Here is a 12,022-nt window from a genome sequence, read left to right as displayed (position 1 = left end):
CCGTCAAAATTTTTATAAGTAAAGATTCAACACTTAGTAGACGCCTGATTTAACAGGCCAAAAAGCTGATGGGAGAGGACTGAATGAGCAATGACGGCGTGAATGCAGGCCGGCGTCGCTTCTTGGTAGCAGCCACATCCGTGGTGGGTGCTGCAGGAGCGGTGGGGGCTGCGGTCCCGTTCGTGGGGTCATGGTTTCCCAGTGCCAAGGCGAAAGCCGCAGGTGCACCGGTGAAGGTGAATATCAGCAAGATCGAGCCAGGGCAGCAGATGATTGCTGAATGGCGCGGCCAGCCGGTCTTCATTGTTCGTCGTACCGAGGAAATCCTGGGGAATCTCAAAAAGATCGAAGGCCAGTTGTCTGACCCTCAATCCGAGAAGTCCGACCAACCCGCCTACGCCAAGAATGAAGTGCGTTCGATCAAGCCGGAGATCCTGCTACTGGTCGGTCTCTGTACCCACCTGGGTTGCTCGCCTACCTTCCGCCCGGAAGTGGCCCCTGTCGACCTGGGCAAGGATTGGGTCGGCGGTTATTTCTGCCCCTGCCACGGCTCCCACTACGACCTCGCTGGCCGCGTCTACAAATCCCAGCCTGCTCCCTTGAACCTGCCGGTTCCTCCGCACACCTACGAAACTGACGACCTCATTGTCATTGGCCTCGATAAGGAGAACGCGTGATGAGCAAGTTCATGGATTGGGTGGATGCGCGCTTCCCCGCCACTAAAATGTGGGAAGACCATCTCAGCAAATATTACGCGCCAAAAAACTTCAACTTCTTCTACTTCTTCGGCTCCCTGGCACTGCTGGTGCTGGTCAACCAGATCGTCACCGGCGTCTGGCTGACGATGAGCTACACCCCGTCGGCGGAAGAGGCGTTTGCTTCGGTCGAGTACATCATGCGTGACGTCGAGTACGGCTCGATCCTGCGTCTGCTGCACTCCACGGGCGCGTCGGCGTTCTTTATCGTCGTCTACCTGCACATGTTCCGCGGCCTGCTCTATGGCTCGTACCAGAAGCCCCGCGAGCTGGTGTGGGTGTTCGGCATGCTGATCTACCTGGCGCTGATGGCCGAAGCCTTCATGGGCTACCTGCTGCCCTGGGGCCAGATGTCGTACTGGGGCGCCCAGGTGATCATCTCGCTGTTCGGTGCGATCCCGGTGATCGGCAACGACCTGACCCAGTGGATCCGGGGTGACTACCTGATCTCGGGCATCACCCTGAACCGCTTCTTTGCCCTGCACGTGGTGGCCTTGCCGATCGTGATCCTGGGCCTGGTGGTACTGCACATCCTGGCGCTGCACGAGGTGGGTTCCAACAACCCGGATGGCGTGGACATCAAGAAGCACAAGGACGAAAACGGCATCCCGCTGGATGGCATTCCGTTCCACCCTTACTACACCGTGAAAGACATTGTCGGCGTGGTGGTGTTCCTGTTCGTGTTCTGCTCGATCGTGTTCTTTTTCCCGGAGATGGGCGGTTATTTCCTGGAGAAACCTAACTTCGAACAGGCCAACGCCTTCAAGACACCTGAGCACATTGCCCCCGTCTGGTACTTCACACCGTTCTACGCGATCTTGCGGGCGATCCCCGACAAGCTCATGGGCGTGATTGCCATGGGCGCGGCCATTGCGGTGCTGTTCGTGTTGCCTTGGCTTGACCGCAGCCCGGTCAAATCCATGCGCTACAAGGGCTGGCTAAGCAAGATCTGGCTGTGGGTGTTCTGCATTGCGTTCGTGATCCTGGGTGTACTCGGTGTCTTGGCGCCGACTCCAGAGCGTACGCTGCTGTCGCAGGTCTGCACCTTCCTGTACTTCGCCTACTTCATTCTGATGCCGTTCTATACCCGGCTCGAGAAGACCAAACCGGTTCCGGAAAGGGTGACTGGCTGATGAAAAAGTTATTCGTTGCATTGATGCTTGCGGCACTGCCGCTACTGTCCTTCGCTGCCGAGCATGGCGGACCGGAGCTGGAAAAAGTCGATATTGACGTGTCTGACAAGGCTGCCATGCAGGATGGCGCGCGCACGTTCGCCAACTATTGCATGGGCTGCCACAGCGCCAAGTTCCAGCGTTACGAGCGTGTTGCCGATGACCTTGGCATCCCCCATGAAATGATGCTGGAAAAGCTGGTGTTCACGGGCGCCAAGATCGGCGACCACATGACCATCGGCATGAAGCCTGCAGACGCCAAGACCTGGTTCGGCGCAGCGCCGCCTGACTTGACCCTGGTAGCCCGTGTGCGGGGTACCGACTGGCTCTACGGCTACCTGAAATCCTTCTACGAAGACCCGGCACGTCCGTATGGCGTGAACAACCGTGTGTTCCCGAACGTCGGCATGCCTAACGTTCTGGTCGGCCTGCAAGGCAAGCAAGTGGTAGGATGCAAGCAGATCCAGGTCGTTGAAGACGGCAAGAAGCAATACGATCCGTTGACCGGCACACCTTTGACTCATGAAGCGTGCGATCAACTGAAGATAGAAACCCCAGGTTCGTTGACAGACGAGCAGTTCGACGAGAAGGTCAAGAACCTCGTGACCTTCCTGGCCTACTCGGCCAATCCGGTCAAACTGGAGCATCAGCGCATCGGTACGTATGTGTTGCTGTACCTGGCCTTCTTCTTCGTATTCGCCTATCTGCTCAAACGCGAATACTGGAAGGATGTGCATTGATCCAACTGTAAGCAATTGCTGTTAATCTTGCGCGCCCAGCGGCATCTCTGACGTAGCGATCGGTTGAACCGGACGTTACAGAGATGCTCTCTGGGCGCGCTCGTTTTTGAGCTTTCGATAATTTCAACAAGCGAGGAGGACCGCCATGGGCGTGACCAATCGGTTGGCCTGTTACTCCGACCCCGCCGACCACTATTCCCACCGAGTGCGCATCGTGCTCGCAGAGAAGGGTGTCAGCGCCGAGATCATCAGTGTGGAGGCGGGCCGTCAGCCGCCAAAACTGATCGAAGTGAACCCTTACGGCAGCTTGCCCACCCTGGTCGATCGTGACTTGGCGTTGTGGGAGTCGACCGTCGTGATGGAATACCTGGATGAGCGTTACCCGCATCCGCCTTTGCTGCCGGTGTACCCGGTGGCGCGTGCCAACAGCCGGCTGCTGATCCATCGGATCCAGCGTGACTGGTGTGGTCTGGTGGATGTGATTCTGGATACCCGCAGCAAAGAGGCGGCACGTGTACAGGCGCGTAAGGAATTGCGCGAAAGCCTGACCGGCGTTTCGCCGCTGTTCGCCGATAAACCTTTTTTCCTCAGTGAGGAACAAAGCTTGGTGGATTGCTGCCTATTACCGATACTCTGGCGTTTGCCGATACTTGGTATTGAACTGCCGCGGCCTGCCAAGCCGCTGCTTGATTACATGGAGCGCCAGTTTGCGCGTGAGGCTTTCCAGGCGAGTCTGTCTGGTGTCGAACGCGATATGCGCTAAGGCTTAAGGAGCCGCTGATGAACTCCAGTCGACCCTACCTGGTCCGCGCGCTCTATGAGTGGATTGTGGACAACGATTGCACCCCGCACATGCTGGTCAATTCCGAATTTCCTGCGGTTCAGGTACCGGAGGGTTTTGCCAGTGATGGGCAGATTGTGCTGAACGTATCGCCGAGTGCCGTGCGCCACCTGCACATGGACAACGAAGCCGTGAGCTTCGAAGGGCGTTTCGGCGGCGTGCCGCATACGCTGTTCGTGCCGATTGGCGCCATCCTCGGCATCTATGCCCGGGAGAACGGCCAAGGCATGGTGTTCGATCTGGAGTCGCCTTTCGAGGATGACGAAGCGATCGAAAACGAAGGCGGCGATGACTTGCCGCCACCGGATTCCGAGCCACCGCGCCCTAGTGGCCGGCCGAGCTTGAAAGTGGTGAAATAACGGGCGTTCCCTCAGGGGAGCACTGAGAAAATGCCTCGACGTGTGTCGGGGCATTTTTTTGCGCGAAGGATAGGGATGAAAGTCGCGCCTGGACGGTGATCGTACAACCACCATGGGCTATGATGCGTGCTCAAGCTCACCGAGAAAGATGATTCATCATGGAAAACGCCAACATCGCCCCTCGTCTTCCCCGCAAGCGCCGCAGCCTTGCCCAGGAATTGGTCACGGTGTTGTCCGAGCAGATCCGCGACGGCCAGCTCAAGCGGGGCGACAAATTGCCCACCGAGTCGGCGATCATGGACGCCCATGGGGTCAGCCGCACGGTGGTGCGTGAAGCCATCTCGCGCTTGCAGGCGGCGGGGCAGGTCGAAACCCGTCATGGTATCGGCACCTTTGTACTGGATACGCCCAGCCCGAGCGGTTTCCGCATCGACCCGGCCACGGTAGTGACCCTGCGGGATGTGCTGGCGATCCTGGAGCTGCGGATCAGCCTGGAGGTGGAATCCGCAGGCTTGGCCGCGTTACGTCGCAGCGACGAACAACTGGCCGCCATGCGCGCGGCGCTTGATGCCTTGAATGAAAGCGCGGCTCACGCCGGCGATGCGGTGGCGTCCGATTTTGCATTCCACCTGGAAATTGCACTGTCCACCGGCAACCGCTACTTCACCGACATCATGACCCACCTGGGCACCAGCATCATTCCGCGTACGCGCCTGAATTCGGCGCGCCTGGCCCATGATGACCAGCAGCACTACATGGGGCGTTTGAGTCGTGAGCATGAAGAGATTTATGAAGCGATCGCGCGTCAGGATTCGGACGCGGCGCGGGCGGCGATGCGGTTGCATTTGACCAATAGCCGGGAGCGGCTGCGCCATGCCCATGAAGAGGCGGAGGCGCAGCGGGGTTAAGCTGGCGTTCTCAGGCCAGGTCGAACTCGATTTCGGTCACGCTGCCATTGGCGTCGTAATGGAACGTCTTCTTGGTAACCTCCAATACCTGACCGTCCATATTGAGGTAATCGCCTTTATTGGGCAGTTCCTCAATTTTGACGTTCGAAGTGCTGTTTTTTTTGCCTTTGAATTTAACCTGAATGTTGTTAGCCATGATTAAGCCTCATTGAGCAGGAAGAAAGTTAGGTGAAGGCCCGCACATCATGTGCGGGCCTCATCACGTTAGGAGGGGTGGAAATGTGCTGATACTGTCAGAATTCACAGTTCTGACGAGCGGTATCAGGCACGCCTGGAGCGGACCCCGGCTCAAGGCCGCGGCGTATTTGGCTTGTAGTCCTTCAACAACAAATACGTACTCCACCCCCACCAATCGTTCGTCCAGTGCTTGTCGTTCAAGTCATTCACCTCCTTACGACGCAGCACCTTGTCCCCCTCCATTTTGAACAGCGGCGAGAAGTTGTTCGCCGGGTTCTGCGCCGCATTCAGGTCTGGCACATACAGCGGCGCCTTGAAGTTGGCCGGAGAGGGCGCGATACCGCTGATGAAGGTTTCGAAAATTTCATCCGCCGAAGCCTGCACCGCACGTTTGACCTGCACCCGATTGTCCGCATCGATGGCGTCGAAGTAGCGTTTGTCTCCATACGCGTGCCACTGATCGCCCATGGCGTTACGCACCTTGAGTCCGAATTTGCTGTCTTCGTCGTGCATGAAGCGGCTGATCAGCGAACCCAGTTCACCGGGAGTGACCACGGCGGCGAGTTGTTTGCGTGGTACTCGCAGATGGCCAGCGGAGAACAGGTCGGTCAAAAAGTGATCAGCAAAACTGTTCATGGCATACGCCAGTTCCAGCGCTGGGTCGGTGCCGGTCTGGTGCGCCACGACGGCTTGTTGCAGCGCCGCCGTGTGCCCCGCCAGATAGGCCGACAGCGCCCATTCGCCGAAGTGGTCGGCATTGTCCGCCGCCAGTTTCAGGTAACGTCCCAACGGAATCAACGCCGAAACTGCGCTGCCGCCGCCCGTGATGCGGTTCCATTCCTCGGACAACGTATCACCCAGCGCGTCGTAGGCTTCATGGGCTTGTTTGCCGTCCTTGATCGCCTGCTTGACCGCATTGATCTCCTTTTGCATCACCGCAAGGATCTTGTGCGCTTCTTCCCGCGAGGCGGGCAGCACGGCGAGCGTATTGAAGGCTGCGGTAAAGCGTTGGACGCGCTCGACGGGGGAGGCGCCATCGCTGATCGGTTGGCCGGGGACGCCATAGAAGTCGCCCCCGAGGGCGATCACTTGGCCATAGGTCAGCGCCAGCCCATTGGGCAGGTGCAGCTCGACCTGGCGTGCGGGAATCGCCGGGGCATCCTTGACGAAGCGCAACAGGGTGTCATCGCCGATGGCAGTGTGTTCACCGCCTTCGAAGCGCAATGTGGGTGGGTTCTTTTCGGGTGCGGCGAGTTCAAGACCTGACATGTTAGCTCCTTGCTATGTCGTAGGAATCTTCCGTGATAGCTGTATGTATATACAGCTAAATCGAGCATAGAGTAAAAAAATCCTACGTCAAGAAGGCGCGCATTCAACGCTCTCAGAACGAAGTCTGATGAATTGCAGTTGACGAATTGTTTTATAGTTGTACGATGACGTACGACATCACCAAAACCAACAACAACCTTTCGATAGAAAGTCTTCGCCCAGGGTGTTCGAATAATGAATCCACAAGAACTGAAGTCCATCCTTTCCCACGGTCTGCTGTCTTTCCCGGTGACCGATTTCAACGCCCAGGGTGATTTCCACCAGGCGGGCTACATCAAGCGCCTTGAATGGCTGGCCCCTTACGGCGCCACGGCTTTGTTCGCTGCTGGCGGTACCGGTGAGTTCTTTTCCCTCGCGGCCAGCGAATATTCCCAGGTGGTGAAAACCGCAGTGGATACCTGCGCGACCAGTGTGCCGATCCTCGCCGGTGTGGGCGGTTCGACACGCCAGGCCATCGAGTACGCTCAGGAAGCCGAACGCCTCGGCGCCAAAGGTCTGCTGCTGCTGCCGCACTACCTCACCGAAGCCAGCCAGGATGGCGTTGCGGCCCACGTTGAGGCCGTGTGCAAGTCGGTCAAGATCGGTGTGGTGGTCTACAACCGTAACGTCTGCCGCCTGACCGCTCCGCTGCTGGAACGCCTGGCCGAGCGCTGCCCAAACCTGATCGGCTACAAGGATGGCCTGGGTGATATCGAGTTGATGGTGTCGATACGTCGCCGCCTCGGTGATCGTTTCAGCTACCTCGGCGGCCTGCCGACTGCAGAGGTTTACGCCGCTGCCTACAAGGCCCTGGGAGTTCCGGTGTACTCCTCGGCGGTGTTCAACTTCATCCCGAAAACCGCGATGGACTTCTACCACGCGATTGCCAAGGACGATCACGCCACCGTTTCCAAGATCATCGACGACTTCTTCCTGCCATACCTGGACATCCGTAACCGCAAGGCCGGGTATGCCGTCAGCATCGTCAAGGCGGGTGCAAAAATCGTCGGCTACGACGCAGGTCCGGTACGCACGCCGCTGACCGACCTGTTGCCGGAAGAATATGAAGCCCTGGCCGCGCTGATCGACAAGCAAGGCGCGCAATAACTCATCTACAAGGCCGCTGAGCAATCAGCGGCCTTTTGCGTCAGGAGAAGATTCGTGTCCCAAGCCCAACGTTTTGACAACTACATCAATGGCCAGTGGGTGGCCGGCGCTGACTATTGCGTCAACCTCAACCCGTCGGAGTTGTCCGATGTCATTGGTGAATACGCCAAGGCGGATGTTACCCAGGTCAACGCCGCCATCGATGCGGCCCGCGCGGCATTCCCGGCCTGGTCCACTTCCGGGATCCAGGCGCGCCATGACGCTCTGGATAAAGTCGGCAGTGAAATCCTCGCGCGCCGCGAAGAGCTCGGCACCCTGTTGGCCCGTGAAGAGGGCAAGACCCTGCCCGAAGCCATCGGCGAAGTGACCCGCGCCGGCAATATTTTCAAGTTCTTCGCCGGTGAATGCCTGCGGCTGTCCGGCGACTACGTGCCGTCGGTTCGCCCGGGCGTCAATGTAGAAGTCACTCGCGAAGCCTTGGGGGTGGTCGGCCTGATCACGCCGTGGAACTTCCCGATCGCCATCCCCGCCTGGAAAATTGCCCCGGCCCTGGCCTACGGCAACTGCGTGGTGATCAAGCCCGCCGAGCTGGTACCGGGTTGCGCCTGGGCCCTGGCAGAGATCATTTCCCGCGCCGGTTTCCCCGCCGGTGTGTTCAATCTGGTGATGGGCAGCGGTCGCGTGGTCGGCGACGTGCTGGTCAATAGCCCGAAAGTCGATGGCATCAGCTTCACCGGTTCTGTCGGTGTTGGTCGTCAGATCGCCGTCAGTTGTGTGTCGCGCCAGGCCAAAGTTCAGTTGGAAATGGGCGGCAAGAACCCGCAGATCATCCTCGACGACGCCGACCTCAAGCAGGCCGTCGAGCTGTCCGTACAGAGCGCGTTCTACTCCACCGGCCAGCGTTGCACAGCGTCCAGTCGCCTGATCGTCACCGCCGGTATCCACGACCAGTTCGTCGCGGCCATGGCTGAGCGCATGAAGTCGATCAAGGTCGGCCACGCGCTGAAAAGCGGCACCGACATTGGCCCGGTGGTTTCCCAGGCCCAGTTGGACCAGGACCTCAAATACATCGACATCGGCCAAAGCGAAGGTGCGCGGCTGGTCAGCGGTGGTGGCCTGGTGACCTGCGATACCGAAGGTTACTACCTGGCACCGACGCTGTTTGCCGACAGCGAAGCCGCCATGCGTATCAGCCGTGAAGAGATCTTCGGCCCGGTCGCCAACGTCGTGCGCGTAGCGGACTACGAAGCAGCGCTGGCCATGGCCAATGACACCGAGTTCGGGCTGTCGGCGGGCATTGCCACCACATCGCTCAAGTACGCCAACCACTTCAAGCGTCATTCCCAGGCCGGGATGGTGATGGTCAATCTGCCGACGGCAGGTGTGGATTACCACGTTCCCTTCGGCGGCCGTAAAGGCTCGTCCTATGGCTCGCGGGAGCAAGGTCGCTATGCGCAAGAGTTCTACACCGTGGTGAAAACCAGCTACATCGGTTCGTAATACGCAACACCCAGTGGGGGCCGGATGCCTGTCGGCTCCCCACGGCAAAAACAGAAAACCATTACCCGCAAAAAAAATAATTAGTGGGAGTACTTCTTCATGCAAGCGACCAAGCCGACCCATGTCCGCTATTTGATCCTGCTCATGCTGTTCCTGGTGACCACGATCAACTATGCCGACCGGGCCACTATCGCCATCGCAGGCTCCAGCCTGCAAAAAGACCTCGGCATCGACGCGGTCACGCTCGGTTACATCTTCTCCGCATTCGGTTGGGCCTACGTGGCCGGGCAAATTCCCGGTGGCTGGCTGCTGGACCGGTTCGGCTCGAAAAAAGTCTATGCCCTGAGCATCTTCACCTGGTCTCTGTTCACCGTGCTGCAAGGCTATGTCGGTGAGTTTGGTGTCTCCACCGCCGTGGTTGCGCTGTTCATGCTGCGCTTCATGGTGGGCTTGGCCGAAGCGCCGTCGTTTCCCGGAAATGCCCGTATTGTGGCGGCGTGGTTTCCTACGGCAGAACGCGGTACGGCTTCAGCGATCTTTAACTCTGCGCAATACTTCGCCACGGTGCTGTTTGCGCCGCTGATGGGGTGGATCGTCTACAGCTTCGGCTGGCAGCACGTGTTTATCGTGATGGGCGTGATCGGCATCATTTTCTCGCTGATCTGGTTGAAAGTTATCCACAGCCCGCGCCAGCATCCGATGATCAACGAAGCCGAGTTCAACCATATCGCCGCCAATGGTGCGATGGTCGATATGGATCAGGACAAAGGCAAGGGTAAGAAAACCGACGGTCCGAAGTGGGACTACATCCGCCAACTGTTGACCAACCGCATGATGCTCGGCGTGTACCTGGGCCAGTACTGCATCAACGGCATCACCTACTTCTTCCTTACGTGGTTCCCGGTGTACCTGGTGCAGGACCGTGGCATGACGATCCTCAAGGCCGGTTTCATCGCCTCGTTGCCGGCGATCTGCGGGTTTATCGGCGGCGTGCTCGGCGGGGTGATTTCCGACTACCTGCTGCGCAAAGGCCACTCCCTGACCTTCGCCCGCAAGGCGCCGATCATTGGTGGCCTGCTGATCTCCAGCAGCATCGTGGCCTGCAACTATGTGGATATCGAATGGATGGTGGTGGGCTTCATGGCCTTGGCCTTCTTCGGCAAAGGCGTTGGCGCACTGGGTTGGGCGGTGGTGTCCGACACCTCGCCGAAACAAATCGCCGGTCTCAGTGGTGGTTTGTTCAACACCTTCGGTAACCTTGCGTCGATTACCACGCCGATTGTGATCGGCTACATCATCAGCACCACCGGTTCTTTCAAATGGGCCTTGGTGTTTGTCGGCGCCAACGCGCTGGTGGCGGTGTTCAGCTACCTGGTCATCGTTGGCCCGATCAAGCGTGTAGTACTCAAAGAGCCGCCTACCCAGGGGCCTGAGTTGACCCGCCTAACCGAAGCGCATTCCTGAGGGGCCGTGTGATGCAGTTGATTGAACATGCCGACTCGCCGCGCTCGATTCGTTTGCACGAACGCGACAACGTGGTGATTGTGGTCAATGACCAGGGCGTACCGGCCGGGACCGAGTTCCCGGACGGCCTGGTGACCGTGGACTTCATCCCCCAGAGCCACAAGGTGACCCTGGAAGATATCCCCGAGGGCGGTCAGATTATTCGCTACGGCCAGACCATCGGTTACGCCCTGGCGCCGATTCCGCGCGGCAGTTGGGTGCAGGAGGATCAGCTGCGCATGCCTACCGCGCCGCCGTTGGACAGCTTGCCGCTGTCCACCGAGGTGCCTGAGGCCCAGGCACCGCTGGAAGGGTTTACCTTCGAGGGCTACCGTAACGCGGATGGCACTGTGGGCACGCGCAATATCCTCGGCATCACCACCACGGTGCAGTGCGTCACCGGTGTGCTGGACCATGCGGTCAAGCGTATCAAGGACGAATTGCTGCCCAAGTACCCGCACGTCGACGACGTGGTGGCGCTGACCCACAGCTACGGCTGCGGCGTGGCGATCACTGCAACGGATGCCTACATTCCGATCCGTACCGTGCGCAACCTGGCGCGCAACCCGAACCTGGGCGGTGAAGCCCTGGTCATCAGCCTGGGCTGCGAGAAATTGCAGGCCGGGCAGGTGATGCACGACAACGACAGCTCGGTCGACCTGAGCGAGCCCTGGCTGTACCGGTTGCAGGATTCCAGCCACGGTTTTACCGAAATGATCGAGCAGATCATGGCACTGGCCGAGACGCGCTTGAAGAAACTCGACCAGCGCCGCCGCGAAACCGTGCCGGCGTCCGAGTTGATTCTGGGCATGCAGTGTGGCGGCAGTGATGCGTTTTCCGGCATCACCGCCAACCCGGCGCTGGGCTATGCCTCGGACTTGCTGCTACGGGCCGGGGCGACGGTGATGTTTTCCGAAGTCACCGAAGTGCGCGATGCCATTTACCTGCTGACGTCTCGCGCCGAAAACACGCAAGTCGCCCAGGAACTCGTCCGGGAAATGGATTGGTACGACCGTTACCTGGCCAAGGGCGAGGCGGACCGCAGCGCCAACACCACGCCGGGCAACAAGAAGGGCGGGTTGTCGAACATCGTCGAGAAGTCCCTGGGCTCCATCGTCAAATCCGGCAGCAGCGCGATCAACGGCGTGCTGGGCCCAGGCGAGCGTTTCAAGGGCAAGGGCCTGATCTTTTGCGCAACACCGGCCAGTGACTTTGTGTGCGGCACCTTGCAATTGGCGGCGGGGATGAACTTGCACGTGTTCACCACCGGGCGTGGCACACCTTACGGATTGGCAATGGCGCCGGTGGTCAAGGTCTCGACCCGTACGGAGTTGGCGCAGCGGTGGCCGGACCTGATCGATATCGACGCCGGGCGCATTGCCACCGGGCGCGCGACCATCGAGGAGCTGGGTTGGGAGTTGTTCCATTTCTACCTGGATGTGGCCAGCGGCAGGAAGCAGACGTGGGCGGAGCATCACAAACTGCATAACGACATCACCTTGTTCAACCCTGCGCCCATTACCTGAGACCGGGTCGCCTGCCTTCGCGAGTAAACCCGCTCCCACACTTGACCGCATTCTCATGCTGGAACT

12 protein-coding genes are annotated in these 12,022 nt (G+C 59.2%); 10 read left to right on the top strand and 2 right to left on the bottom strand.

The genetic code is table 11. From position 1 onward, the window contains the following. Window positions 1–83: 83 nt before the first annotated feature. The 6 genes from petA to AB4O08_RS08270 all read left to right on the top strand — a co-directional run bounded on the left by petA (window position 84) and on the right by AB4O08_RS08270 (window position 4,775). Window positions 84–677, top strand: coding sequence for a ubiquinol-cytochrome c reductase iron-sulfur subunit (gene petA, locus AB4O08_RS08295; RefSeq protein ID WP_010213167.1), 594 nt, complete (start codon window positions 84–86; stop codon window positions 675–677). Next, window positions 677–1,888 carry a cytochrome b gene (locus AB4O08_RS08290; RefSeq protein ID WP_003171746.1) on the top strand — a complete coding sequence of 404 codons (1,212 nt, stop codon included), beginning with the start codon at window positions 677–679 and terminating at the stop codon, window positions 1,886–1,888. Before petA ends, AB4O08_RS08290 begins: the two co-directional genes overlap by 1 nt. Then, window positions 1,888–2,667 carry a cytochrome c1 gene (locus AB4O08_RS08285; RefSeq protein WP_010213166.1) on the top strand — a complete coding sequence of 260 codons (780 nt, stop codon included), beginning with the start codon at window positions 1,888–1,890 and terminating at the stop codon, window positions 2,665–2,667. The genes AB4O08_RS08290 and AB4O08_RS08285 overlap by 1 nt, the downstream gene beginning before the upstream one ends. A gap of 145 nt (window positions 2,668–2,812) precedes the next feature. Next, complete coding sequence (locus tag AB4O08_RS08280) at window positions 2,813–3,430, top strand: glutathione S-transferase N-terminal domain-containing protein (protein ID WP_010213164.1); 618 nt, start codon at window positions 2,813–2,815, stop codon at window positions 3,428–3,430. A 17-nt stretch (window positions 3,431–3,447) separates the two neighbouring features. Beyond that, a complete protein-coding gene (locus tag AB4O08_RS08275; protein WP_021491891.1) occupies window positions 3,448–3,867 on the top strand; it encodes a ClpXP protease specificity-enhancing factor in 420 nt (139 codons plus the stop codon). 158 nt (window positions 3,868–4,025) lie between these two features. After that, window positions 4,026–4,775, top strand: a complete 750-nt coding sequence (locus AB4O08_RS08270; protein ID WP_010213160.1) for a FadR/GntR family transcriptional regulator — start codon at window positions 4,026–4,028, stop codon at window positions 4,773–4,775. A 10-nt stretch (window positions 4,776–4,785) separates the two neighbouring features. Here AB4O08_RS08270 and AB4O08_RS08265 read toward each other — a convergent pair whose 3' ends face one another. Together AB4O08_RS08265 and AB4O08_RS08260 are read right to left on the bottom strand one after the other, a co-directional pair. Next, window positions 4,786–4,971: a hypothetical protein gene (locus AB4O08_RS08265; RefSeq protein WP_010213158.1), complete on the bottom strand. Its 186-nt coding sequence runs from the start codon at window positions 4,969–4,971 to the stop codon at window positions 4,786–4,788. A 152-nt stretch (window positions 4,972–5,123) separates the two neighbouring features. Beyond that, window positions 5,124–6,281, bottom strand: a complete 1,158-nt coding sequence (locus AB4O08_RS08260; protein WP_045791315.1) for a phosphatidylcholine-hydrolyzing phospholipase — start codon at window positions 6,279–6,281, stop codon at window positions 5,124–5,126. Window positions 6,282–6,515: 234 nt separating this feature from the next. Here AB4O08_RS08260 and kdgD point away from each other — a divergent pair, with 234 nt between their 5' ends. The 4 genes from kdgD (at window position 6,516) to garD (ending at window position 11,956) form a co-directional block, all read left to right on the top strand. Next, window positions 6,516–7,427 carry a 5-dehydro-4-deoxyglucarate dehydratase gene (kdgD, locus tag AB4O08_RS08255; protein ID WP_010213155.1) on the top strand — a complete coding sequence of 304 codons (912 nt, stop codon included), beginning with the start codon at window positions 6,516–6,518 and terminating at the stop codon, window positions 7,425–7,427. 54 nt (window positions 7,428–7,481) lie between these two features. After that, window positions 7,482–8,927, top strand: coding sequence for an aldehyde dehydrogenase family protein (locus AB4O08_RS08250; RefSeq protein WP_010213153.1), 1,446 nt, complete (start codon window positions 7,482–7,484; stop codon window positions 8,925–8,927). 99 nt (window positions 8,928–9,026) lie between these two features. After that, on the top strand, window positions 9,027–10,391 hold the full coding sequence (locus tag AB4O08_RS08245; protein WP_010213152.1) for an MFS transporter: 1,365 nt from the start codon (window positions 9,027–9,029) through the stop codon (window positions 10,389–10,391). An 11-nt stretch (window positions 10,392–10,402) separates the two neighbouring features. After that, window positions 10,403–11,956, top strand: coding sequence for a galactarate dehydratase (garD, locus tag AB4O08_RS08240; protein ID WP_010213151.1), 1,554 nt, complete (start codon window positions 10,403–10,405; stop codon window positions 11,954–11,956). Window positions 11,957–12,022 lie beyond the last annotated feature (66 nt).

This window comes from Pseudomonas sp. H3_E07 (assembly GCF_054668895.1).
Note: the sequence above shows the minus strand (reverse complement) of the source record. Positions and strands in the feature narration are given on the sequence as shown.